Below are 23,092 nucleotides of genomic sequence, written 5' to 3'. Positions count from 1 at the left end.
ACACTATGAGCGATATTAAAAAAGTCGTCCTCGCCTATTCCGGCGGTCTGGATACCTCAGTCATACTGAAATGGCTGCAAGACAATTATCAATGCGAAATCGTGACCTTCACTGCCGATCTGGGCCAGGGTGAAGAGCTGGAACCGGCACGTGCCAAAGCGATCAAATTCGGCATTAAGCCAGAAAACATTTATATCGATGACGTGCGTGAAGAGTTCGTGCGCGATTTCGTTTTCCCTATGTTCCGCGCCAATACGATTTACGAAGGTGAATATCTGCTCGGCACATCGATTGCCCGTCCGCTGATCGCCAAACGCCTGATCGAAATCGCTAAAGAAACCGGTGCCGATGCGATCTCGCATGGTGCGACTGGCAAAGGCAACGATCAGGTGCGTTTCGAACTCGGTGCTTATGCGCTGATGCCGGGCGTGAAGATCATTGCACCATGGCGTGAATGGGATTTATTGTCCCGCGAAAAACTGATGAAATATGCAGAAGACGCAGGCATAGAAATCGACCAGAAACACAAAAATGGCGGCGCACCGTATTCGATGGATGCGAATTTATTGCACATCAGTTTTGAAGGTCGCCACCTTGAAAACCCAAGTGCTGAAGCAGAAGAATCGATGTGGCGCTGGACAGTCAGCCCGGAAGCAGCACCAGATGCACCAGAATATCTGGACATCGAATTCGAGCGCGGTGACATCGTCGCCCTGAACGGCAAGCGCTTGTCGCCAGCAGCGGTGCTGACTGAATTAAACCGTCTGGGTGGTAAACACGGTATCGGTCGTCTCGATCTGGTGGAAAACCGTTATGTCGGTATGAAATCCCGTGGTTGCTACGAAACGCCAGGCGGCACCATCATGCTGCGTGCGCACCGTGCGATTGAATCGATCACACTAGATCGCGAAGTCGCGCATCTGAAAGATGATCTGATGCCACGTTACGCCAGCATGATTTACAACGGCTACTGGTGGGCGCCAGAGCGTATCGCTCTGCAAACCCTGATCGATCAGACACAACAAACGGTCAATGGCTGGGTACGCGTCAAGCTGTACAAAGGCAATGTGATCACCGTATCGCGTGATTCCAAAACAGATTCTCTGTTCGACATGAACATTGCTACTTTTGATGAAGACGGCGGCGCTTACAACCAGGCGGATGCTGGTGGCTTCATCAAGCTCAACGCATTGCGTATGCGTATTGCAGCAAATGCCCGCGCAAAACGCGGTCAGTAATCAGGAAATACACCCGCTTTTATCAATGCATCTCAGCCCGCTTTTTATGCGGGCTGTTTTTTTGGAACAGAACAACATGACAACTCAATTCGACCAGGTCAGCGTCGTAAAAAAAGCGAATATTTACTTCGACGGCAAATGTGTTTCCCACACAGTATTGCTGGCTGACGGCACAAAAAAAACCATAGGCGTGATTTTCCCATCCAGCCTGGTATTCAATACAGGCGCGGCTGAAATCATGGAACTGAACGCAGGCAAATGCCGCATCCGCGTCAAAGGCGACAGCGAATGGTCAGTATATGAAGGCGGTCAGCAATTTCAGGTGCCAGCCAATTCCAGCTTTGAAATTGAAACGCTGGAAACTCTTGATTACGTTTGCCATTTCGTCGTGTAAGTTGTATTCAGAGGTAATAAAAAAGGGATGCCGCGGCATCCCTTTTTTATTATCGGAGAAACACTCAGACCTTCGCTGTTTTCCTGAAATCTTTCGGACGGAATCCCATCACCGCCAGCACACCGAAATACGCCGCCGCCGATATCAGTATCAGCACGAACAAAGCACCGGCGCGCAGCAACGGCGTATGTTTCATCGCCAGCCAGGGTATCTGATCTGACATCCACGACGATACCGCGGCCATCAGCATTAATGCCGCAGCGAGTTTAATCAGAAACATCAGCCAGCCTTTTTGGGGATGGAAAATACCGCGGCGACGCAAGCCGATAAACAGCAACAGCGCATTAACACAAGCGCCGAGCCCGACCGATAAAGCCAGACCGGCATGCGCGAACAAAGGCACAAACACCAGATTCAGCAATTGCGTTGCGATCATCACGGTCAGCGCGATTTTGACTGGCGTGCGTATATCCTGCCGCGCGTAAAAACCCGGTGCCAGAATTTTCACCACGATCAGACCAATCAGACCGATGCCATAAGAAATCAGGGCATGCGAAGTCATCTGCACCGCATGATCATCGAATTTACCATGGTGAAACAAGGTGGCAGTCAGCGCTTCGGGTATCGTTGCCAGCGCCACGGCAGCGGGCATCGCCAGTAGGAAAGTCAAACGTAAGCCCCAATCCAGCAATGCCGAATACTCGGTGGTATCGCCATCGGCATTGGCTTTCGACAAGCCCGGCAGCAAGATCGTGCCTAAGGCCACACCCAGCAACGCGGTTGGAAATTCCATTAAACGATCTGCGCTGGCAAGCCAGCTGGTGCTGCCAGCAACCATTTTGGAGGCCAGACTGGTGTTGATCAGAATACTGATCTGCGACGCCGACACGGCCAATATCGCCGGCAGCATATTGCGCACGATGCGGCGCACGCCTTCGTCCTGCCATGCGGTATGCGGCCGCCAGCCTATGCGTGGCAACATGCCGATTTTGACCAGAGCCGGTACCTGTATCGCCATCTGCAGCACGCCGCCGACGAAAACCGCGATCGCCAACGCATAGATAGGTTGCTCAAGAAAACGTGACAGCCACAAAGATCCCGCGATTGAGGTCAGGTTATAAATCACCGGCGTAAAAGCCGGTATTTTGAATTCGCGCCAGGTATTTAAAATGCCGCCAGCCAGCGCCACCATCGACATGAAACCGATGTAAGGGAACATGATGCGCGTCATCACCACGCTGGCGTTAAATACGTCCGGCCGGTCAAGCAAACCGTTCGCCGCCACATATAAAATCACCGGCGCACCGACGATGCCAGCCGCGCAGGTCAGCAGCAAAGCCCAGGTCAGCAAAGTCGCGACATGATCGACCAACGCCTTCGTCGCTTCTTCGCCCTGCCTGACTTTATATTCGGCCAGAATCGGCACAAAAGCTTGCGCAAACGCGCCTTCGGCAAATAAACGGCGTAAAAGATTCGGAATACGGAACGCGATATTGAATGCATCGGACAGTGCATTCGCACCGAACTGGCTGTTAATCAGAATGTCGCGCGCCAGGCCTGTAATACGCGACAACATCGTCATGCCGCTGATAGAAGCAAGAGTTTTGAGTAAATTCATGGTGCGGCATTATATCGCGACACCTATCCTGCACTGCACAATCTTCCGTTTTTACCGTGATTTGTTACACTGCAGATTCTGATCTGTTCCCGGAGTAGAGCCATGTACCGCCTCTGTCACCTTAGTCACTTCCTGCGCAGCAGCGCACTCATCGTTCTGAGTCTGTTGAGTTCTCTATCCACCCAGAATGTCGCGGCAAAACAGCCTGATGCGCTGGAAACCGCCGCCAGCCAGTTGTTTGCCAGCGGTTTCCGCGGTGCGATACTGGCAGCGCGCGGCGATAAAATTTTGCTGCAAAAAAGCAGCACCGACTTTGGTGATCTGCAACGCCCTTTCCGTTTCGCCTCGATCACCAAGCAAATGACCGCGATTCTGATAATGCAGGAAGTGGATGCCGGACGTTTGCAACTCGATCAGCCGCTGGGAAAGTATTGGCCAGATTATCCGAATCCGCAGGCGCGCCAGATCACGCTGCGGCAGTTGTTGACGCATTATTCCGGCCTTTACAATGAAAACGCGGAGCCCACGTTTCACATGCGCAATGCCAATCAGGGCGACAATATGCAGGCCTTCGCGGGCGGCATCTGCGCAGGGCCAATGAAGAGTGCGCCCGGCAGCACGTTTGATTACAACAACTGCGATTATCTTGTGCTCGGCGCGATGCTGGAAAAAATCAGCGGCCAGCCATTTGCCCAATTACTCCAAAAACGCCTGTTCCAGCTTGCAGGTATGAAAAACGCTGGTATGTACAACGCCACGATGCCGGACAACCCAACGCATGTGCACGGCATCTTGGGTGGCAAAGCCGAACCGGAAGTGAATTTCGCCAGTTACGGCGCGGCAGGTTCATCGTATGGCACGCTGCAAGACTTACTGGCCTTTGACCGCGCCTTCATTGCAGGCAAACTGCTGTCGTCTGCCGCCCGTGCTGACATGCTGAAACCGAATGCCACCGGCGGCGCGCTCGGCGTCTGGGTCTATCCGTTCAAAGGTGCCGATGAACGCAAACCGACCACCATCGTCGAACGCCAGGGTTGGATTGCCGGGGTGCGCATCCTGAATCTGCTCGACATCCAAAACGGCCATATCCTGATCCTCGTCAGCACCAACGGCGACCTTGATCTGACCCAGACCTGGAATAATCAGGGCCCGGCAGCAGGAATCCTGAAAGCGCTGTTACAGAGTAAATAAGCCTGTCAAACGGCTTCCGGAGGCATAAATATACTCCCGGGAGTATATTTAAAAGCCCTTTGTTTATGCTGAGAATAAGGCGAAAATCAAAGATACTCCCCTGAAATTGGCTTATTCTGCGAGCAAAGCAGTGTCAATCTGCTGGGTATCTTTCAGCGTCTGCAAGACGATGTTCGAACGGATATCCAGCACACCTGTGGTTTTGTAGAGGCGTTCAAGGACGAAGCTGGAATAGTGTTTCAGATTGCGGGCGCGCACGCGCAGCAGGTAATTGGCGTCGCCGGTGATGATGTAGGAACCGGTCACTTCCGGCCACTGCTGCAATGCCTGCGAAAAACTCTCATGCCATTGTTCGACATCGCGCCGCATCGTCACCTGCACAAACGCATCCACTTCCAGCCCGACTTTTTCGGTATCGATCACGGCGCAATAGTGATGAATGACGCCAGCCTCTTCCAGCATACGCACCCGCCGCAGACAGGATGAAGGCGACAGAAACACTTTGTCCGCCAACTCCTGGTTGCTGATACGGCCATCGGTTTGCAGGTAATCGAGAATTTTCAGATCGGTCGCGTCGAGTTGCATGGTTTTCCTGTTTTCTGGTGCATTTGCGCGATGCACAAACGCACATTTGCAATTTCCGTCAAATAACCTTCATTTATTCGCAGTATATTCTACCGATACCGTTTTTGATATTGTGATTTGCAACAATTATTCAGGCAATCCGGCATAAAATCTCTGCCTGTTCTGTTGAGGAGTTTGCCATGTCTGATCTGTCTAAGTTGCCTGAAATGCCCCGCTTGTGGGACATCACACCGGCGATACAACCGGGCATTCCGGTCTGGCCGGGCGACAGTGCTTACAGCGCTGAAACCACCTGGCAAATAGCTGATGGCTGCCCGGTCAAAGTCAGCAAGATCACGATGTCCACCCACACCGGCGCGCACTGCGATGCGCCTTCGCATTACGATGTCGACGGCAAATCCATTGACCAGGTCGCACTCGATACGTATATCGGTGCCTGCCGCGTGATTCATAGTCTGGGCGTGGCACAGGTTTTACCGGAACACGTCAGCGACTATCTGCACAATTTACCGCCACGCGTGTTATTCCGCACCTATCTGCAGGCGCCGCTGATGCAATGGGATGCGGATTTTCCCAGCATTGCCCCGGCAACTATCGATCTGCTGGCGCAACACGGCGTCAGACTGATCGGCATAGACAGCCCGTCTTTCGACCCGCAGGAATCCAAAACGCTGGATGCGCATCTGCGCATGAAACAGCATCAGATGGCGATATTAGAAGGCATCGTTCTTGATGAAGTGCCGGAGGGCGATTATGAATTGATCTGTCTGCCACTAAAACTCGCCGGACTCGATGCCAGCCCGGTGCGGGCGGTACTCAGGGCGCTGCGATAAATCAACACAATAATCAACGCAATAATCAACGCAAAAAACACGAACGCATCAACACGCTCACTATTATTTTCAGGAGATGGATATGACCCTAGCCCACGGCCGCGCAGCCTGCGAGCAACTTGATCAGCAAGATCCGCTGGCCGCTTTACGCGATGAATTTATTTTGCCGGACGGCGTGATTTACCTCGATGGAAATTCACTGGGCGCGCGCCCGAAAGCGTCGCTGCAACGCGCGCAGGAAGTGATAGCGCAGGAATGGGGCACCGATCTGATCAAAAGCTGGAATAAAGCGGGCTGGTTCGATCTGCCCTCCACGCTGGGAAATCAGCTCGCACCGCTGATCGGCGCGCAGGCAGATGAAGTGGTCGTCACCGATTCGACCTCCATTAATCTGTTCAAAGCCATCAGCGCGGCGTTGCAGATGCAGTCTGGCGATGCGCAACGCAAAGTCATCATCACCGAGCGCAGCAATTTCCCTACCGACATTTACGTGGCCGAAGGCATCACCCGCTGGCTGGATCGCGGCTATCAGATACAACTGATCGATACTCCTGACGAGCTGCCGCAGGTCATCAATGAAAAAACGGCACTGGTGATGCTGACGCATGTGAATTACCGCACTGGTTATCTGCACGATATGCGCGCGGTGACCGCCCTGATACATCAGCATGGCGCGCTGGCCTTATGGGATCTCGCGCATTCTGCCGGTGCGGTGCCTGTGGAACTGAACGCAGCGCAGGCTGATTTCGCGGTCGGCTGCACGTATAAATATCTGAATGGTGGCCCCGGCGCGCCCGCATTCATCTGGGTACCGCAACGCCATCAGGCTGCATTTCAGCACCCGCTGTCTGGCTGGTGGGGGCATGCAAGCCCGTTCGCGATGCAGCCACATTTTGAGCCGACGGCCAATATTCGCCGCGCGCTGTGCGGTACGCAACCGATGGTGTCGCTGGCGCTGGTCGGCTGTGGCCTTGATATTTTCGGACAAACCACGATGCAGGCGATACGCAAAAAATCGCTGGCGCTGACCGATTTATTCATCGCACTGGTTGAAAGCCAGTGCGCCGCACATCCGCTGGAACTGGTCACGCCGCGTTCTCATCAGCAGCGCGGCAGCCAGGCCAGTTTCCATCATCCGCATGCTTACGCGATTATCCAGGCCTTGATAGAACGCGGCGTGATCGGCGACTACCGCGAACCCGGCATCATGCGTTTTGGCTTCACACCTTTGTACGTGCGTTATGTCGATGTGTGGGACGCCGTTGCCAGCTTGCGCGACATACTCGACCGCGAAGATTACGATCTGCATGCCAAACGCCATGCAGTGACCTGATCACAGCGGCGATACAGACACCGAGCAGACAACTGAGCAGACCAAGCAACAGCAACGATAAAAAAGAGGAACACAATGAGTAACGACAATACCAGCGCAGGCAAATGCCCGATGTCATGGCATGGCGCGCAGATGGATTTTTCGAATGACATGAGCTACGGCGACTATCTGGGACTGGATCAGATACTGACGGCGCAACATCCGCGCTCGCCGAATCATAATGAAATGCTGTTTATCGTCCAACACCAGACCAGCGAACTCTGGATCAAGCTGATGCTGCACGAGCTGCATGCGGTGCGGCAACAGATACGCAACAATGATTTGCCGCCCGCATTCAAAATGCTGTCACGCGTCGCCCGCATCATGGATCAGCTGGTGCATGCCTGGGATGTGTTGGCAACCATGACGCCGAGTGAATACACGGCGATCCGCCCTTATCTTGGTGCGTCATCCGGTTTTCAATCGCATCAGTACCGCGAACTGGAATACCTGCTCGGCAATAAGAATGCGGCTTTACTGAGCGTGCATGAAAGCAAACCGGCGATCCATGCCACGCTGAGCGATGCACTGCACACGCCATCGATTTACGATGAAGCCATCATGCTGATGGCACGTCAGGGTCTGGTGATTGATGCTGAGCGCTTGCAAGCCGACTGGACGCAATCGACGACATCCAACGAATCCGTCAAAGAGGCATGGCTGCAAGTCTATCGTGCGCCGGAACAGCACTGGTCTTTATATGAGCTGGCAGAGAAACTGGTCGATATGGAAACCGCATTCCGCATCTGGCGCTTCCGTCATGTGACAACGGTAGAACGCATTATCGGCTTTAAAACCGGCACCGGCGGCACGGCTGGCGTCAGCTATCTGCGCAAAATGCTGGATGTGGTGCTGTTTCCGGAATTGTTCGCCCTGCGTACGGCGCTGTAAGCATGACCGCCTGCCAAACCTGACTCAAGAATCACGTCGCAACATCCTGGCTGCCCCCCTCTCTCGCAGCGGCTTGCCGGGATGTTGATGCCGCGCAATCTTTCTGCCCTTGATGGATTTATAATGTGAGCGTGTTTCCCGGATACCCACTTATTGATTATCCATCCCGTCACAGCAATCTTATTACCATCACCAGTTGCATGATGAATGTCCGTAACAGTAAGAGGGCATAAGAACGATGTCGCGGCTGGATTGATTATGGAGTCTGACATGCACCGCCACGGTATTACCGCTATTCCTGATTTCCCCGCGTCTGCCACACCACTTGACGCTCAGCGCCACGATCTGCGCACTGCAGCGTATGTAGAAACAGCAATCCGCCTGCAACAAAGCCACGGCACCAGTTGCGCACTGGAATACCTGCAGGCCAATGATGTCGATCCAGTCACCAGTGGTCGTGTCCTGACCCATCCGGAAAGACGCCGCCACTCTCTGTAATTTCAGCATGACATCAGATACCCGGTTGAAGGCAAATCGCAGATAATGTTGATTTGCCTGTGTACTTTTTCCGGACGATGCCATGCTGACTTTACAAACCGCACTGACTTTCTTTGGTATTTCAATTTTGCTGGGACTGACGCCCGGCCCCGATAACCTGTTCGTGCTGATGCAATCGGCAACGCAGGGACGCAAAGCAGGCATGCTGGTCGTCTTCGGTCTCAGTAGCGGCATCATCGTCCACACCTGCGCCATTGCGATGGGGCTGGCCGCTCTGTTTGCCGCCTCGGCAACCGCGTTTCTTGTTCTCAAATTCGTCGGTGCAGCTTATCTTGCGTATCTGGCGTGGGGCGCATTTCATGCTCCGGTCGGCGATACGGCAGGCAACAGCGCGCCAGTCATGCGTCCGGCGCAACTGTATTTGCGCGGCATTATCATGAACCTGACGAATCCTAAAGTCGTGTTATTTTTCCTCGCGTTGCTGCCGCAGTTTGTATCGGCGGAACGTGGTGCGATAGCGCCGCAGTTTTTTCAGCTTGGTGCTATTTTCATCGTCGCGACGCTGATCACCTTTGGCGGCATCGCCTGGTTCGCCGCCAGTGTTGGTCAGCGTTTGCGCCGCTCGGCACAAGCACAGCGCTGGCTCAATCGCAGCGCGGCGACTGTGTTTGCCTTACTGGCAACCAAACTCGCGTTGGCGCAACGCTGAGAAAGTTTCTTGCATCAATTAAACTGCTCGCTTTGACGACAGAAATTCAGGAGTAAACATGCATACCGTAATACGCGAAAATCAGGCCGTCGTGCCATCCAAAATCGTCTGCGCCGGCCGCAATTATGTCGAGCACATCGCCGAACTCGATAATGAAGTACCGACGGAACCCGTGATTTTTGTCAAACCAAATTCGGCTCTGTCTGACGAACTGCGCTCGGATGGCGACGATATTCATTACGAAGGTGAAATCAGCTTCCTGCTGCACAATGGCAAGATCGATGCGGTCGGCTTCGGGCTGGATCTGACCCGCCGTGCGGTGCAGACCAGCCTGAAAAAACAAGGCTTGCCGTGGGAACGGGCCAAAGCCTTTGATGGCTCGGCAGTATTCAGCCGCTTCGTACGCTTTGACGGCAATCTGGACGCTTTACGACTGGAGCTGCTGATTAACGGACAGCTCGCACAACAGGGCGGCACACCGCTGATGCTGTTTAAACCTGCACAATTGCTGGCATCGATACAGAGTTTTATGAGTCTCAATGATGGCGACATCCTGATGACGGGCACACCGAAAGGCGTGGGACCAGTACAGCGCGGTGCAATTTTCACCGGCAGGATTTATTCCGGCGACAGCCTGCTGGTCGAGCAGCAATGGACTGCGTTGTAATCATACAAAAAAAATAAACCATCACTTTGTAACAAATATTTTACAATACCCCTCGATAAAATCTTTGTCTCCCGCCGCTGAATTACTGGTCAGAAAAAAGCGCGGGAACAATTCATTACCTTTATTTTTGACTGGAGTATTCATGCTCAACCCGGTTGTCTGTTTTTCTGTTGTGCTTATCCTGCTCGCACCGCTATCGGCACACGCTGATTTAAAAAAATGTGTCAGCAGTTCCGGTACGGTTACCTACACAGATCAACCTTGTGCCAGCAAAGCAGGCGAATCAGTCAAGGAAGTCCGTGACGATGCGGCATTAAAGAAAATCAGCTCGCGCATCAAAGAACAGGATGTGGGAAAAAGTTGTTGGCAACTGTCGCATCGCTATTCACAATGCAACGTCGCTGTTGAGCATTTGCTGATGTCGAATTTCCGCGAAAACTGCAGTATCCCGATGAGTCAGTTCGAGCGTGAACGGGCCAAGGAGAATTCACGTTCAAGAAATTATCGTGAAGAACAAGAAGGAAATGATCTTGAATACAACCATCGCTATACCAGCAAAAGCCGCGATGTACTTGAATGTGATGGTCTGCAAAGAAATATGTGGGATTTTCTGAAATCCACATTCAACGACAAGATCAGCCAGCAAGACGCAAAAGCCATCGATTACAAACTGCAAGCAGCTCCTGCAGACGGGCGCGATCCCGTCATTCTGAAACGTAATAAGCATTAAGCGTCACAGATACTACTACTGCAAAACCACCGTAAAAAGAGCCTCAAAAAAATAGCTTCATACACAGCCAGTAGCGCGTATGAAGCTATTTTTTTTATGAAGCATTTTTTATAAAACTTTTTTCACTGTCGTCGGATTTTACAGACGGTCAATCACGCTCACATTGTGATAACGGTAATTGTCACGCGCTTCGATGGCGAGATCTTTAGGCGTATTGCCGTCTTCATCTCTGACAGTCACCGGGGCACCGGCGGCCAGCAAGGTATCCACCACATTATTTGACTGTGCCGTCATCGCCGCAAAATGCAGTGCGGTTCTGCCCTTTTTATCCGTGAGATAAACCGAGGCCGAATTGCGCAATAACTCGGCAACGATATCGTTCTTCCCCTCTTTGGCGGCGTAATGCAGAGGCGTCATTCCCAGCGCATCTTTGGCGTCAATATCGGCTCCCGCACCCGCCAGCACACTGATTGCTTTAACGCTGGCGTAATGTATGGGAACACGCCCGACATTATCCGGCTCATTCATGTTGAGGCCTTTGGCCACCAACAGCGCCAGCACTTTATTATCCATGCCGCCTTGCGCAGCGATATGCATCAGGGTTTTACCGTCACGGCTACGTTCGGCCGGATTTAATCCCAGCCCCAGAAAATACTCTATCCGGTCGCCCTGCGCCCGCATCGCCACAGACTGCAGCAAAGTCATGTCGCGCATGATGCCGATGTCTTTCGGTTCAGCGCCATTCGCCACGATCCATTTCAGACTATCCAGTGAAGCGCTGCCTGCCACATCGTATAAGAGCCGGTTCATGCGGGCGGTTCCCGCTTTTCTGGCGACATCAGCGAGATTGCTGCGCTCGTTGTTATTATCGATTAAACCTTGCTCAAGAAAGATGGATTGCAACTCCATACGCAGCGGTGCTGATTGCGCCATCCTGCGATTATTAGTCGTACACCATGCCATCAAGCTGACCAGAATCAAAACGATGAAGATTCTTGCCCACACCATGCCACGAGAAGCCTTACCACTCATTCGTACTCCGTCACGAAAAATTACAAAATAGATATGGCCTATTTTACTGAGTTTTATTTTTAGTGAGGGCATTTTCTGATGTCTCACAATGACGGGACGATTTCCATCCTTGTCTCAGGCTCGCCATCTGGCGATGGCACGTTACCGTATCAGCATGCCCTTACCGGGCGCTGAATGAAGGTTTTTTATTGAAAAAATACTGGGGGGAGTATTTTTTACACCCTTTATTTCATGCCGACAATCAGCATGAAATCGCAGATACTCCCCCTTTTTCAGTAAATAAAGGATGAGTGCAGAGGCAAAATAGTTGGCGTCAGACGGGGCATGAAAAACAACATGGCAGCGATTTTTCGTCAGCGTTCAGGATGCCAGCGCCTGCTGCAAAGGTAAATATTCTGCCGGATTCAGAATGCTGTAAGTTTTTTCCTGATCCTGATCGCGGACGGTGATGATCTGAGTGACGCCACTTTGGCGCCGCCCAAATGCCGCAATTTTGCCGCTTCTGGCGGGTAGCAGTATCAGCAACTGCTCAACCGCAAGCCCGATCAGCATGCCGTCGATACGCATGATCAGCACGCGGCGTTCCGGGCTATCCGGCGTTGGCGTCTGATTGCTCAGCATACGCAAATCCCACAAGGCCAGGGTCTGCTGATTCCAGATAAAGTTCCCCAGCTGCGCAGGGTTTCCCGCTGTATTTGTATCAAGCTGAGCCGGAAAATAAACGATGGCCTCCAGCCAGCGCATGCCGACCGCCCAAGCGCGTCCGCCCTGCACCACCACATGCGCTTGTAACGCAGCATCCAGGTCCGCCTGACTCTGTTGATCTGGTTGCTGGTTTTGCTGGTCTTGTTTGGCACTCTCTGCTTTCTGGCTCAGCGCACTCAGGGAACATGTATTCACCAGTTCAGCCCCATCGACCAGCAACAGGCGTTCCGCCGCATTCAGATGCAATACGCCGCTTAATACGGTGTTGACAGGTAAACCAGCACTGGCAGCCGTTTGCGCTGCGCTGGTATCGAGTGGCGTCACCGCGCGGGCGACCTGTACCGGTAAGCCCGCATAACGCCCCTCACTGCCCAGTATCACCAGCAAGTTTTCTTGCGCTGATGCCGTCGTGTCGTGTGCAGATTCATCCGCTGCTTGCGGTGGTAAGCCTAATGCCGCCATCGTGCGCAAGACCGGCACATCACGTTCGCGCCAGATCGTCATACCCAACCACGCCGGATGGCGTCCTAATATCGTGGTAACGACAGGCATGGAAATCACAGCGGCAACATCGGCAGCGGGAATCGCCAGCACCTGTCCGGCAAGCTCAAACAATGCATGCGGCACTGTGCTGGCTGAGGCTGAGGCTGAGCCTGCGTCAACGGCAGCAGTTGCGGCCAATTCGCTATCGGCCGCTGCGATGGAAGTCGCAAACTCCTCATCCGCCGCACTCCATACCTGTGACAGCCGGATCAGTGCATCGACATCAAGCAGACCCAGAGCCTGCGACTCTTGCTCACCAGCGGCAATACTGACGGTGGAATGAAACAATTCTTCGTCATCCTCACGCTGAACCACGCGCTGAATCTGACTGCCAGGGACGCGCTGCAAACCTTCAACCTGATCAATCGCCACACCGACCAGATGCGCATTCTGGCGCAATAATAATATCTGTCCGGGTAGCTCGCCACGTTCATCCGGCCACGGCAACCAGCGCCGCAAATCGAGCAATGGGATGGTCTGCTGTCTATACACAAACACACCGGCAATCGCCTGATCGCGACGTGGCAACAGCGTCAGCTGCGGCTGTCGGATCGCCTGCACGACATCGTTCAGCGGCACCGCAAAACGCAGGTCACCAAGCCGGCAGAATGTCATGCTCAGGCTGCTGTCGTTGCGATGCGCGTCGTTCAACGCTACCGATGCTGCGGCAAGGGTCACAGGCGCTCCGTCGATTGATTCAATTCGTTGAGCAAGTTCACGACGTTGCGGGTCGCATCCGCCTGCTCGCTGGTCGCGCCGTAAATAGCGGCGATCGATTGCGTGGTGTTATTCATTGAATCGAGAATCCGTGCAAACGAATCGCCGACCTGTTCCGACAAGCGCCCGCCCTCATCCACCCGCGTCACGGTTTGTGTGATCAACTTGGCGATCTCGCGTGCTGCCAGCGTCGATTTCTCTGCCAGCTTACGCACTTCGTCAGCGACCACAGAAAAGCCCAGCCCTTGCTCGCCAGCGCGTGCGGCTTCGATCGCCGCATTAAACGCCAGCAAATTGGTCTGGCTCGCTATATCGGCAATCGTGTTGATAATTTCGTTGATGTCGTTTGACGATTTCTGTATCGCCTGTATCGCTTCTTGCGAACGCTTCAGCACACCGCTGCCGTCGGCCGCATGTTGCTGCGTTTTCTGCGCCAGATCATTCGAGTGTTCAGAACTCTTGGAAATACTGTCGATTGATGCGGACAGTTCATCGAGTATGCGCGTGATCGATTCAACTTTTTCTGAAATCAGGTTTTCTCTATCCACCTGCTCGGTAATATCCACCGCATATTTCACGACCTTGTACGGTTTGCCTTCCAGATCGAGGATAGGATTGTAGGTTGCCTGTATCCAGACTTCTGCGTCGTGTTTTCCTATCCGTTTATAGCGCCCGCTTTTAAACTGGCCGTCCGCCAGATCCGCCCAGAAATGACGGTATTCCAGCGATTTGACCAGTGCGGCTTCACAAAAAATTTTATGGTGCTGGCCGATGATTTCCTGTTCGGTAAAACCAAAAGTACGCAAAAAATTAGCATTCGCCGTCAGGATATTTCCCTGCAAATCGAATTCAATCACCGCTTGCGAACGGGAAATCGCATTTTGCTTGCCCTCAGATTCTGCCTGCCTGGTACGCAGCTCCGTAATATCGGTCGCAAACTTCACGATCTTGTATGGTTTGCCATCCGGATCAAACACCGGGTTGTACGACGCCTGTATCCAGACATCCTTGCCATGCACATCGAGCCGCCGATACACACCGGCATCAAATTCACCACGCCCGAGGCGTTCCCAGAAATTCAGATATTCGACAGAACGCGCTTCGTCCTGCGTGCAAAAAAGACGATGATGTTGCCCCGTTATCTGTTCGATGTTGTAGCCGAAAATCTGCAGAAAATTCTGATTCGCAGCTAACACTCTGCCATCAAGAGAAAATTCAACAACCGCTTGCGCGCGGTCTATCGCATTGATTTTTCCCTCATCGTTCGCGCGTCGTAATTTTTCAGCGGTAATGTCGGTCGCAAATTTGACGATGCGTGCGGGCTTGCCATCGTCGCCCATGATGGGGTTGTAAGACGCATGTAACCAGACTGTTTTGCCGTCTTTTCCGTAGCGATGAAATTCACCCGAATAAGTTTCGCCCTTGGCTAACTTACTCCAGAACTGGCTATATCCTATGCCGTTGACATAAGCCGGTTCGCAAAAAATCTTATGATGCTGGCCGACCACTTCGTCACGCGTGTAGCCCATCGTTGAAAGAAATAATTCATTCGCATGCAGGATATTGCCTTGCAGATCAAATTCGATAATCGCCTGCACGCGGTTGAGCGCTTCGATCAAGGCATTCTGGCGAGAGATACTGGACTGGTTCATGACGGTGCTCTTTATGTTTGATACTCAGTGATGATGGCTGAATCAGCCCACTGCGCTGGGACCGTGAAGGAGCGCTCTGGCCGCCACGCTCGTGGCTGAAAGTGCGCATGCCGCTAAAAGCGAAAAATAAGCTGAAAAAAGCCACCGGAATAACATCGCTAAATTTGATAGATGATTAAAAATCAGCGTTGCATTGTTTTTATGTTTATGAGTGCAATCGTTTGATTCTATAGGATATTCAGCCGCAGCAATGGCTGATTGCCAGTAGGAAATAATATTTAACGAATCAGCCGCGCATCGTTTGCGATCAACGCTGACCGCTAATCACAACAACAGAGGGAAAAGTACGTTGTTTACGTTGATTACTTTGATTACGTTGAGGAATGAGATGTGCCAGGACTGGTCCCGCCGACAGGAATCGAACCTGTATCTTACGCTTAGGAGGCATACGTTCTATCCATTGAACTACGGCGAGACACGGTGTGAACAGCGACAGGCGCTGTTCAGCAAGCCCGCCATCTTACCTGAGCAGCCCCTAACAATCAATCAAGGCCGTATCAAGCTTCAGTCAAAGACGAATCAAGATCGCTAAGCGCTGCGCTGCCTGTCGTACAATACGGGTTTTCTCCAATGTAGTCCGGCATGATCTGCCGTACTGATCTCACAGGTATTTATGGCAGTTATCTCATTAAGCGATGCCCAATTGGCATTCGGTCACGTTGCTCTGCTCGATCATGCAGAGTTTTCCCTTGAAACCGGCGAGCGCGTCGGTCTGATCGGCCGTAACGGCACCGGCAAATCTTCTTTGCTGAAAATTATCGCCCGCACTTCAAAAATCGATGATGGCCTGCTGGTGCAGCAACAAGGTCTGAAAATCGCGTATGTGGAACAGGAACCGCAATTTGACCAGAACATCAGCGTGTTTGACGCGGTGGCTTCCGGTCTCGGTGAATTGCCTGCGCTGTTGCAAGAATATGAAAGCCTGACCGGCCAATTCGGTGGCGACAATGATGATGCGCTGATGGAGCGTATGCATGACATTCAGGTCAAGCTGGATGCCGCCGACGCCTGGAGCCTGGGCAATAAAGTCGAAACCACGCTGGATAAACTCAATCTCGGTAAAGACGCGATTATGGGTACATTGTCAGGCGGGATGAAAAAGCGGGTGGCGCTGGCCTGCGCGCTGGTCAGTGCGCCGGATGTATTGTTGCTCGATGAGCCGACCAATCATCTGGATTTTTCCTCTATTCAATGGCTCGAAGGTTTGCTGAAAGATTTCAAAGGCAGCGTACTGTTCATCACGCATGACCGTAGTTTCCTCGACAATGTAGCGACCCGCATCGTGGAACTCGATCGCGGCAAGCTGACTTCGTATCCCGGCAACTTCACCACTTATCAGACCCGCAAAGCAGAACAGCTGGAAAATGAAGAAGTCGAAAACGCCAAGTTTGATAAATTTTTAGCGCAGGAAGAAATCTGGATACGCAAAGGTGTGAAAGCGCGCCGCGTGCGCGATGAAGGTCGCGTCAAACGTCTGGAACAATTGCGTCTGGCACGCAGCGCGCGACGTGAATTGCAAGGCCAGGTCAAGCTCGATGTCACCACGGGCGAGCGTTCCGGCAAGATCGTCGCCGAGCTGGAAAACGTCAGCAAATCGTTTGGCGAGAAAGTCATCGTCAGAGATTTTTCCAGCATCATCATGCGCGGCGATAAGATCGGTCTGATCGGTCAGAACGGCGCCGGTAAAACCACCTTGCTGAAACTGATACTCGGTCAGGAAACACCGGATAGCGGCACCATCAAACAAGGCAGCAAATTGCAGATCGCGTATTTCGATCAGATGCGGGCACAGTTAAACGATGAAATGAGTCTGGCAGAAACGATTGCACCGGGCAGTGATTTTGTTGAGATCAACGGTCAGCGCAAACATGTGATGTCGTATCTGGGCGATTTCCTGTTTGCACCGGAACGCGCCCGTTCACCGGTCAAATCTTTGTCCGGCGGCGAACGCAATCGCCTGTTGCTGGCGCGCCTGTTCGCCAAACCAGCCAACGTCTTGGTGCTCGATGAACCGACGAATGATCTTGATATCGACACGCTGGAATTACTCGAAGAATTGCTCGAAGAATATACCGGCACCGTTTTCCTGGTCAGCCATGACCGAACCTTCCTCGACAACGTCGTCACACAGGTGATCGTCTCTGAAGGTGAAGGTCAGTGGCGCGAATATATCGGCGGTTACAGCGACTGGGAACGTTACAGCAATTCCGTCGCCAAATCCGCGGCGAAAGCGGACAGCAAACCAACCGCCAATGTCGCCAATACAGCAGCGACCGCAAATGTACCCGCCGCCGCGAAAGCCAAAAAGCTCAGCTACAAAGAGCAACGCGAGTTAGAAGAATTGCCTAAGCTGATCGCGCAACTGGAAGCGGAGCAAGCTGCGATTACCGCGCAACTCGCCGATGCTGACTTGTATAAAAATGGACCGGACGAAGCAAATAAATTGAATGCGCGCTTTGCCGAGATCGATGAGGAATTGCTGACAGCGCTGGATAAATGGGAAACCATCGAAGCCAGAAGTAAAGGCTGAATCCAACCGCAGTAAAGCAAAGAGAGGTGCACGGATGGCACCTCTCTGCATTTGGACTACAGGAGTCACTATGAAGACACGACGCGAACTATTCTCAGCCTCAACCGTGCTCGGCAGCTTGCTGCTGGTTCTCAGTATGACAACGGGTGCGCAGGCGCAAACCCTGTATCGCTGCGGCAATTCATATCAGGACAAACCCTGCGACAAAGGCCAGAAAGAGCAGATCTTAGGCAAGCTCGCCATCACAGACAATACGAATAAACCGGTGGTCGATGCGTCGTGTCGCTTGCGTGGTGAAGACGCCAAAAAAATTATCTGGATGCGTGAAGCCGGTGCGACGCAAGAGCGTGTTTTGTCTGAAGCCGGCACCGAAGAGCGCAAGAAACTGATCAATGAAATTTACGCGCAACGTGGCAATGCTGCGGATGTACGGGCGGCGGTTGAAAAAGAATGCATGGATGAAAAACAGCGTGCAATGAATGCCGCAAAACCAGCAGTACCAGCTGCGCCAGCGACACCAGCGTCGGCCTCGGCACCGGCTGCCAACGAAAAAGCCGCATCGGCAAGTGCGCCCGACAATGGCGAAGCAGCGCGCAAAAAAGCAATGTGCGATAAGGTGCGTGAAGCGCTGGTCAGCCTGCGTCAGGCAGGCAACGCGGGCAACGCCGACAAGGATTTAAAAAGCATGGGTTGCGATCGCTGAAAGTTGTACACAACACACGGCGCAAAACTGCCAACGAAACCAATTCATGCCAACGCATACCGGAATAGCTCTGAATTTGCCCGAATATGCCTTAAATATACTCCCCCCAGTATATTTTTAAGCCCTTTATTTATGCTGAGATAAAGGCGATTTCATTAAAAAAGAGGGGGAGTATCCGTATTGACAGAAAAAACCGGCGCATACGTCAAAGCGCCAGCCAGCACAATCTGCAGAGAAATAATCAGACAAAAAATCAGACAAACACCGGTTCAATTTCCAGCGTCACTGCAAACGTCGCTAACACATCGGCCTGCACTGCCTGCGCCAGCGCGCGCACTTCTACTCCGCTTGCACCGCCCCGGTTCACCAGCACCAAGGCCTGTTTTTCATAGACACCGGCACGTCCCAGATTTTTTCCTTTCCAGCCGCAACGCTCTATCAGCCAGCCTGCCGCCAGTTTGTACTCGCCGGACGCTTGCGGATAACTGACCAGATCAGGATAGTTCAGCAACAGCGCATCGCGCTGTGCCGCGCTCACCAACGGATTTTTGAAAAAACTGCCGGCATTACCGATCACCTGTGGATCGGGTAATTTCGCCTGACGTATCGCGATAATCGCATCGCTGATTGCGCGTGGCGAAGGTGCGCTGATCGCTTGCAGTTGCAGATATCTGGCGACATCGGCATAGCCGATTTTTGGCTGCCATTGTTTAGGTAACGCAAACTGCACGCTGGTGATTGCCACGCGGTCTTTCAGCGCATGTTTGAAAATACTGTCGCGGTAGGCAAATTGGCACGCAGCCTTATCCAGCACCAGCATCTCGCCAGTGGCAAAATCAAATGCTTCTAGCTGAAACAAAGCATCCTGCACTTCCATGCCATACGCGCCGATATTCTGTATCGGTGCCGCGCCAACCGTGCCGGGAATCAGGGATAAATTTTCCAGCCCGCCCAGGCCCAGCGCCAGCGTCCATTGCACGAAAGCGTGCCAGTTTTCACCGGCCTGCGCCTGCACATAAACAAATTCAGCATCTTCACCGACGATGGATTTGCCGAGTAAATCCATCTTCAGCACCAGCGCATCGACCTGATCCGACAACACCAGATTACTGCCGCCCCCCAAGATCAGACGCGGCATTGCAGCGATCGCCGGATCAGCGCGCAACGCGCGTAACTGCTCAATGTTGGTGATGGATAAAAAGTAATTCGCCTGCGCCGCAATGCCAAAAGTATTGTACGGTTGCAGCGAAACATCGCGGGAAAAAGAAAGATTCGTCGTCATAGGGTGCAAATTATAGCTGCTGCGCTTTGTGACAGCCGCGCATTTGATAAAATGACGCACGTTTATTTATTTCACCAAGGAAGCACTATGCCCTCATTTGATACCGTCTCTGAAGCAAACATGGAAGAAGTGAAGAATGCGGTCACGCAATCGAACAAAGTCATCACCAATCGCTTCGACATGAAAGGCACCAGCGCCAAAATCGAACTCAAAGATAAAGAGCGCGAAGTCGTGATTTTTGGCGATACAGAATTCCATCTGGATCAGATTATTACTGAGCTGACGCAAACCATGGGAAAACGTAAAGTCGATGTGCGTTTCCTGGATTTCGGTAAAGTTGAAAAAATCGGCGGCGACAAGGTCAAGCAAGTCATCAAGGTCAAAAATGGCATTGAGACCGAAGACGCAAAGAAAATTGTCAAAGTGCTGAAAGACAGCAAAATGAAAGTGCAAGCCAGCATACAAGGCGACGCTGTGCGCGTTCAGGGCGCGAAGCGCGATGATCTGCAAGCAGCGATGGCTTTACTGCGCAAGGAAATCAAAGATTTGCCGCTGGAATTCAATAACTTCCGCGATTGATTGCTGACGCGGATATCGTGCAATATCGCGCAATCTTGAGCCATATTGCACGATGCCCCATGATATCCGCTTCGTTCCGCCTTCCGACCTCACACCGAAAGTCACCATGAAACGCCTTGCCCTGCTGCCTCTTTTATTGTGTTCACTGACGTCCTTCGCAACGGATGTCGGCGTGGTCGGTTTATTCCCGGGTAAGGCGATACTGGTTGTCGATGGCGCGCCGCCCAAGGCTTATGCGGTAGGCAGCGCGCTGAGCAGCGACACCAAACTGGTCGATGCAGATCGCGAATCCGCCACCATCGTCAGCAACGGCAAACGCTACGTGCTGGTGATGGGGCAAACCGTCCACCGCTCGGCCGCCAGCAGCGGTAACAGTGTGGTTCTGAAAGCGGGTGATCGCGGGCATTTTATGGCGCCTGCCATGATCAACGGCGTCAGTGTGAATATGATGGTCGATACCGGTGCCAGCCTGATCGCTTTGCCTGCAACTGATGCGACGCGCATCGGCCTGAATTACAAAGCGGGGCGCATGGGCCGGGCCAATACGGCCGGTGGCGTCGTCAATACGTATCTGATCAAGCTCGATACGATCAAGATCGGTGACATCGAATTACATCAGGTGGATGCGTCCGTCATCGAAGCAGGCCTGACGATGCCTTTGCTGGGCATGTCGTTTCTGAACCGCATGGAAATGCGTCGCGAAGGCGATCAGATGACCCTGAGCAAACGTTTCTGATCAGGGTCACAGACACCAATAAGGCAGCACTTACGCTGGTTGCGCCTCAACGACGCGACGCTGTCTGACCGCCGCTGCCAGACCTTCCAATACCTTGACACTGGAATCCCAGTCGATACAACCATCGGTCACAGACTGACCATACACCAGCTCCTGACCCGGAACCAGATCCTGACGTCCGGCCACCAGATGTGACTCAACCATCACGCCGACAATGCGCGTGTCACCAGCAGCAAGCTGAGCGCCAATATCCGCACAGACCGGAATCTGGTTCGCTGGATTTTTCGAGCTGTTGGCATGCGATGCATCGATCATCAGGCGCGCAGCCAGACCGGCTTTCGCAATATCCTTGCAGGCCGCATCGACACTCGCTGCATCGTAATTCGGCGTTTTTCCACCGCGCAGAATAATGTGGCAATCTTCGTTACCATTGGTCGAAACAATCGCTGAATGACCGCCTTTTGTCACTGATAAAAAATGATGCGACTGCGAAGATGCCTTAATCGCATCGACCGCAATTTTGACATTGCCATCGGTGCCATTCTTAAAGCCGACCGGGCAAGACAAGCCAGACGCCAGCTCGCGATGGACCTGCGATTCTGTGGTGCGGGCACCGATGGCCCCCCAGCTGATCAGGTCAGCAATATACTGCGGGCTGATCACATCGAGAAATTCCGTACCAGCTGGCAAGCCGAGTTCATTGATATTGAGCAGCAGTTCACGTGCGATACGCAGGCCATCATTGATGCGGAAGCTGTTATCCATGTACGGATCGTTAATCAAGCCCTTCCAGCCGACGGTGGTGCGCGGTTTCTCGAAATACACGCGCATGACAATTTCTAACTCACCGGCAAAACGCGTGCGCTGCTCTGCCAGACGACGTGCGTATTCCATCGCAGCTTTGGTATCGTGAATCGAGCAAGGACCTATCACCACCATCAGGCGATCATCTTTGCCGTGCAGAATATTGTGCAAGGCGGTGCGTGCGTGCGCAGCAGTTTCAGAGGCTTTGACAGAACAGGCAAACTCACGGATCAAATGTGAAGGTGGAACCAGTTCTTTCATTTCGCGTATGCGTAAATCATCGGTACGGTGCATGTTCTCTCCTGTGTCTTTCAAGTATAAATAAGTGCAAATGGTTGAATTTGTGGCAAAAAAAAACCGCCATGACTGGCGGTTTTTTCAGAAATCTGGTTGAGCTTTTTTTCTTTGTGCGCTTACCTTCTTCCGACCGCCTGTGGCTTGGAATAGCTAAAGTAAAAAAAGAAAAAGAAGTGCGCAAGTTTCATAAATTAGGCGTTTAGCTTGAATCGCTATATTAAATTTTGATAAAACTTAAAAAGTTCGGCATTGATATTGCATCAAAAATCAGCAATTGGCAAGCCAAATCCCGCCAATTCGTATTTATTTTTTCCAGAGCGCTGGTGGTTCCGGCGGAATATCACCTTCAGGATACACATTCATGATGGGTTTGCTCTGCTCTTTCAATTTCACTTGCGGTACGTTGCGCCCCATCCATTGCCGCATGCTGGTCAGATTGGTCGCAATATCACGACGCTCAGGATTAAGCCGGACGGCGCGCTCCAGCAAATTCAGCGCGTTTTCATAATCGCCTTGCGCAGCAAGAGACACCGCCTGATTATTCAATGCAGATGCATCAAATGGATTTACTTTCGCTGCTTCAGCAAATTTTTTACTGGCTGCAGCGGCGTCCCCTTCCGCCAGATGTACCCGCCCTTCTGCCTGTAAATCCGCAGCGCTTACCAGGGTTGATAACAGCAGCGTTGCCGACGCGACGATCAAGGTATTCATGATAGTTTTCATCGG

At 52.5% G+C, this 23,092-nt stretch carries 23 protein-coding genes and 1 tRNA gene; 15 read left to right on the top strand and 9 right to left on the bottom strand.

From position 1 onward, the window contains the following. The first annotated feature begins 5 nt into the window (after window positions 1-5). Window positions 6-1,238, top strand: coding sequence for an argininosuccinate synthase (locus H8K26_RS11140; protein ID WP_186883210.1), 1,233 nt, complete (start codon window positions 6-8; stop codon window positions 1,236-1,238). Between the two features lie 76 nt (window positions 1,239-1,314). Next, window positions 1,315-1,632 carry a pyrimidine/purine nucleoside phosphorylase gene (ppnP, locus tag H8K26_RS11135; protein ID WP_190479511.1) on the top strand — a complete coding sequence of 106 codons (318 nt, stop codon included), beginning with the start codon at window positions 1,315-1,317 and terminating at the stop codon, window positions 1,630-1,632. 64 nt (window positions 1,633-1,696) lie between these two features. Here ppnP and murJ read toward each other — a convergent pair whose 3' ends face one another. After that, complete coding sequence (murJ, locus tag H8K26_RS11130; protein WP_190479509.1) at window positions 1,697-3,250, bottom strand: murein biosynthesis integral membrane protein MurJ; 1,554 nt, start codon at window positions 3,248-3,250, stop codon at window positions 1,697-1,699. Between the two features lie 102 nt (window positions 3,251-3,352). On the opposite strand from murJ, the gene H8K26_RS11125 reads away from it, so the two are divergent. Continuing rightward, window positions 3,353-4,441: a serine hydrolase domain-containing protein gene (locus tag H8K26_RS11125; RefSeq protein WP_190479507.1), complete on the top strand. Its 1,089-nt coding sequence runs from the start codon at window positions 3,353-3,355 to the stop codon at window positions 4,439-4,441. Window positions 4,442-4,552: 111 nt separating this feature from the next. On the opposite strand, the gene H8K26_RS11120 is transcribed toward H8K26_RS11125, so the two are convergent. Then, the gene (locus H8K26_RS11120) at window positions 4,553-5,026 is read right to left on the bottom strand and encodes an Lrp/AsnC family transcriptional regulator (RefSeq protein ID WP_186896709.1); all 474 of its coding nucleotides are present in this window, start codon (window positions 5,024-5,026) and stop codon (window positions 4,553-4,555) included. Window positions 5,027-5,232: 206 nt separating this feature from the next. Here H8K26_RS11120 and kynB point away from each other — a divergent pair, with 206 nt between their 5' ends. From kynB to H8K26_RS11085, 7 genes are all read left to right on the top strand, one after another. Then, on the top strand, window positions 5,233-5,859 hold the full coding sequence (gene kynB, locus H8K26_RS11115; protein ID WP_190479724.1) for an arylformamidase: 627 nt from the start codon (window positions 5,233-5,235) through the stop codon (window positions 5,857-5,859). Between the two features lie 82 nt (window positions 5,860-5,941). After that, window positions 5,942-7,192: a kynureninase gene (gene kynU, locus H8K26_RS11110; protein WP_190479505.1), complete on the top strand. Its 1,251-nt coding sequence runs from the start codon at window positions 5,942-5,944 to the stop codon at window positions 7,190-7,192. A 75-nt stretch (window positions 7,193-7,267) separates the two neighbouring features. Next, window positions 7,268-8,122 (top strand): tryptophan 2,3-dioxygenase, encoded by an 855-nt coding sequence (gene kynA / locus H8K26_RS11105; protein ID WP_190479503.1) that lies wholly within the window; start codon window positions 7,268-7,270, stop codon window positions 8,120-8,122. A gap of 258 nt (window positions 8,123-8,380) precedes the next feature. Further along, on the top strand, window positions 8,381-8,620 hold the full coding sequence (locus H8K26_RS11100; protein ID WP_190479501.1) for a hypothetical protein: 240 nt from the start codon (window positions 8,381-8,383) through the stop codon (window positions 8,618-8,620). Window positions 8,621-8,702: 82 nt separating this feature from the next. Continuing rightward, on the top strand, window positions 8,703-9,329 hold the full coding sequence (locus tag H8K26_RS11095; protein WP_190479499.1) for a LysE family translocator: 627 nt from the start codon (window positions 8,703-8,705) through the stop codon (window positions 9,327-9,329). A gap of 58 nt (window positions 9,330-9,387) precedes the next feature. Beyond that, entirely contained in the window at window positions 9,388-9,996 is a 609-nt protein-coding gene (locus tag H8K26_RS11090; RefSeq protein WP_190479498.1) for a fumarylacetoacetate hydrolase family protein, read from the top strand. A 142-nt stretch (window positions 9,997-10,138) separates the two neighbouring features. Next, window positions 10,139-10,726 (top strand): DUF4124 domain-containing protein, encoded by a 588-nt coding sequence (locus tag H8K26_RS11085; RefSeq protein WP_186896714.1) that lies wholly within the window; start codon window positions 10,139-10,141, stop codon window positions 10,724-10,726. A 138-nt stretch (window positions 10,727-10,864) separates the two neighbouring features. Here the strand turns inward: H8K26_RS11085 and H8K26_RS11080 are convergent, their stop codons facing one another. The 4 genes from H8K26_RS11080 to H8K26_RS11065 form a co-directional block, all read right to left on the bottom strand. Continuing rightward, a complete protein-coding gene (locus H8K26_RS11080; protein ID WP_190479496.1) occupies window positions 10,865-11,758 on the bottom strand; it encodes an ankyrin repeat domain-containing protein in 894 nt (297 codons plus the stop codon). 360 nt (window positions 11,759-12,118) lie between these two features. After that, on the bottom strand, window positions 12,119-13,684 hold the full coding sequence (locus tag H8K26_RS11075) for a chemotaxis protein CheW (protein ID WP_190479494.1): 1,566 nt from the start codon (window positions 13,682-13,684) through the stop codon (window positions 12,119-12,121). Continuing rightward, window positions 13,681-15,375 carry a methyl-accepting chemotaxis protein gene (locus tag H8K26_RS11070; RefSeq protein WP_190479492.1) on the bottom strand — a complete coding sequence of 565 codons (1,695 nt, stop codon included), beginning with the start codon at window positions 15,373-15,375 and terminating at the stop codon, window positions 13,681-13,683. The genes H8K26_RS11075 and H8K26_RS11070 overlap by 4 nt, the downstream gene beginning before the upstream one ends. A 400-nt stretch (window positions 15,376-15,775) precedes the next feature. Beyond that, window positions 15,776-15,850, bottom strand: a tRNA-Arg gene (locus H8K26_RS11065). A 198-nt stretch (window positions 15,851-16,048) separates the two neighbouring features. On the opposite strand from H8K26_RS11065, the gene H8K26_RS11060 reads away from it, so the two are divergent. Both H8K26_RS11060 and H8K26_RS11055 read left to right on the top strand, forming a co-directional pair. After that, window positions 16,049-17,965, top strand: coding sequence for an ATP-binding cassette domain-containing protein (locus tag H8K26_RS11060; RefSeq protein ID WP_186883198.1), 1,917 nt, complete (start codon window positions 16,049-16,051; stop codon window positions 17,963-17,965). A 70-nt stretch (window positions 17,966-18,035) separates the two neighbouring features. Beyond that, entirely contained in the window at window positions 18,036-18,668 is a 633-nt protein-coding gene (locus H8K26_RS11055; RefSeq protein ID WP_190479740.1) for a hypothetical protein, read from the top strand. 253 nt (window positions 18,669-18,921) lie between these two features. On the opposite strand, the gene murB is transcribed toward H8K26_RS11055, so the two are convergent. Continuing rightward, a complete protein-coding gene (gene murB, locus H8K26_RS11050) occupies window positions 18,922-19,950 on the bottom strand; it encodes a UDP-N-acetylmuramate dehydrogenase (protein WP_190479490.1) in 1,029 nt (342 codons plus the stop codon). Between the two features lie 87 nt (window positions 19,951-20,037). On the opposite strand from murB, the gene H8K26_RS11045 reads away from it, so the two are divergent. Next, entirely contained in the window at window positions 20,038-20,529 is a 492-nt protein-coding gene (locus H8K26_RS11045) for a YajQ family cyclic di-GMP-binding protein (protein WP_186896721.1), read from the top strand. A gap of 52 nt (window positions 20,530-20,581) precedes the next feature. Next, window positions 20,582-21,265 (top strand): retropepsin-like aspartic protease family protein, encoded by a 684-nt coding sequence (locus H8K26_RS11040; RefSeq protein WP_223826969.1) that lies wholly within the window; start codon window positions 20,582-20,584, stop codon window positions 21,263-21,265. Window positions 21,266-21,295: 30 nt separating this feature from the next. Here the strand turns inward: H8K26_RS11040 and aroG are convergent, their stop codons facing one another. Next, a complete protein-coding gene (aroG, locus tag H8K26_RS11035) occupies window positions 21,296-22,363 on the bottom strand; it encodes a 3-deoxy-7-phosphoheptulonate synthase AroG (RefSeq protein ID WP_186896722.1) in 1,068 nt (355 codons plus the stop codon). A gap of 68 nt (window positions 22,364-22,431) precedes the next feature. Between aroG and H8K26_RS11030 the strand changes: the two genes are divergently transcribed. Then, window positions 22,432-22,569, top strand: coding sequence for a hypothetical protein (locus H8K26_RS11030; RefSeq protein ID WP_186883193.1), 138 nt, complete (start codon window positions 22,432-22,434; stop codon window positions 22,567-22,569). Between the two features lie 100 nt (window positions 22,570-22,669). On the opposite strand, the gene H8K26_RS11025 is transcribed toward H8K26_RS11030, so the two are convergent. After that, entirely contained in the window at window positions 22,670-23,089 is a 420-nt protein-coding gene (locus tag H8K26_RS11025; RefSeq protein ID WP_190479488.1) for a tetratricopeptide repeat protein, read from the bottom strand. Window positions 23,090-23,092: the final 3 nt, after the last annotated feature.

Source organism: Cognatundibacterium aquatile (assembly GCF_014699135.1).
GTDB classification, from domain to species: domain Bacteria; phylum Pseudomonadota; class Gammaproteobacteria; order Burkholderiales; family Burkholderiaceae_D; genus Undibacterium; species Undibacterium aquatile.
The sequence above is the reverse complement of the archived record's forward strand: the minus strand, read 5'-3'. Positions and strand labels throughout refer to the sequence as shown.

Excerpts from the sequence above, each read along its gene's own strand:
- aroG (WP_186896722.1), bottom strand. The coding sequence starts at position 22,363 with ATGCACCGTACCGATGATTTACGCATACGCGAAATGAAAGAACTGGTT.
- H8K26_RS11040 (WP_223826969.1), top strand. The coding sequence starts at position 20,582 with ATGCCCCATGATATCCGCTTCGTTCCGCCTTCCGACCTCACACCGAAA.
- H8K26_RS11140 (WP_186883210.1), top strand. The coding sequence starts at position 6 with ATGAGCGATATTAAAAAAGTCGTCCTCGCCTATTCCGGCGGTCTGGAT.
- H8K26_RS11025 (WP_190479488.1), bottom strand. The coding sequence starts at position 23,089 with ATGAAAACTATCATGAATACCTTGATCGTCGCGTCGGCAACGCTGCTG.
- H8K26_RS11085 (WP_186896714.1), top strand. The coding sequence starts at position 10,139 with ATGCTCAACCCGGTTGTCTGTTTTTCTGTTGTGCTTATCCTGCTCGCA.
- ppnP (WP_190479511.1), top strand. The coding sequence starts at position 1,315 with ATGACAACTCAATTCGACCAGGTCAGCGTCGTAAAAAAAGCGAATATT.
- H8K26_RS11120 (WP_186896709.1), bottom strand. The coding sequence starts at position 5,026 with ATGCAACTCGACGCGACCGATCTGAAAATTCTCGATTACCTGCAAACC.
- H8K26_RS11070 (WP_190479492.1), bottom strand. The coding sequence starts at position 15,375 with ATGAACCAGTCCAGTATCTCTCGCCAGAATGCCTTGATCGAAGCGCTC.
- H8K26_RS11030 (WP_186883193.1), top strand. The coding sequence starts at position 22,432 with ATGACTGGCGGTTTTTTCAGAAATCTGGTTGAGCTTTTTTTCTTTGTG.
- kynA (WP_190479503.1), top strand. The coding sequence starts at position 7,268 with ATGAGTAACGACAATACCAGCGCAGGCAAATGCCCGATGTCATGGCAT.
- kynU (WP_190479505.1), top strand. The coding sequence starts at position 5,942 with ATGACCCTAGCCCACGGCCGCGCAGCCTGCGAGCAACTTGATCAGCAA.
- H8K26_RS11055 (WP_190479740.1), top strand. The coding sequence starts at position 18,036 with ATGAAGACACGACGCGAACTATTCTCAGCCTCAACCGTGCTCGGCAGC.
- H8K26_RS11125 (WP_190479507.1), top strand. The coding sequence starts at position 3,353 with ATGTACCGCCTCTGTCACCTTAGTCACTTCCTGCGCAGCAGCGCACTC.
- murB (WP_190479490.1), bottom strand. The coding sequence starts at position 19,950 with ATGACGACGAATCTTTCTTTTTCCCGCGATGTTTCGCTGCAACCGTAC.
- H8K26_RS11045 (WP_186896721.1), top strand. The coding sequence starts at position 20,038 with ATGCCCTCATTTGATACCGTCTCTGAAGCAAACATGGAAGAAGTGAAG.
- H8K26_RS11090 (WP_190479498.1), top strand. The coding sequence starts at position 9,388 with ATGCATACCGTAATACGCGAAAATCAGGCCGTCGTGCCATCCAAAATC.
- murJ (WP_190479509.1), bottom strand. The coding sequence starts at position 3,250 with ATGAATTTACTCAAAACTCTTGCTTCTATCAGCGGCATGACGATGTTG.
- H8K26_RS11060 (WP_186883198.1), top strand. The coding sequence starts at position 16,049 with ATGGCAGTTATCTCATTAAGCGATGCCCAATTGGCATTCGGTCACGTT.
- H8K26_RS11095 (WP_190479499.1), top strand. The coding sequence starts at position 8,703 with ATGCTGACTTTACAAACCGCACTGACTTTCTTTGGTATTTCAATTTTG.
- H8K26_RS11080 (WP_190479496.1), bottom strand. The coding sequence starts at position 11,758 with ATGAGTGGTAAGGCTTCTCGTGGCATGGTGTGGGCAAGAATCTTCATC.
- kynB (WP_190479724.1), top strand. The coding sequence starts at position 5,233 with ATGCCCCGCTTGTGGGACATCACACCGGCGATACAACCGGGCATTCCG.
- H8K26_RS11100 (WP_190479501.1), top strand. The coding sequence starts at position 8,381 with ATGGAGTCTGACATGCACCGCCACGGTATTACCGCTATTCCTGATTTC.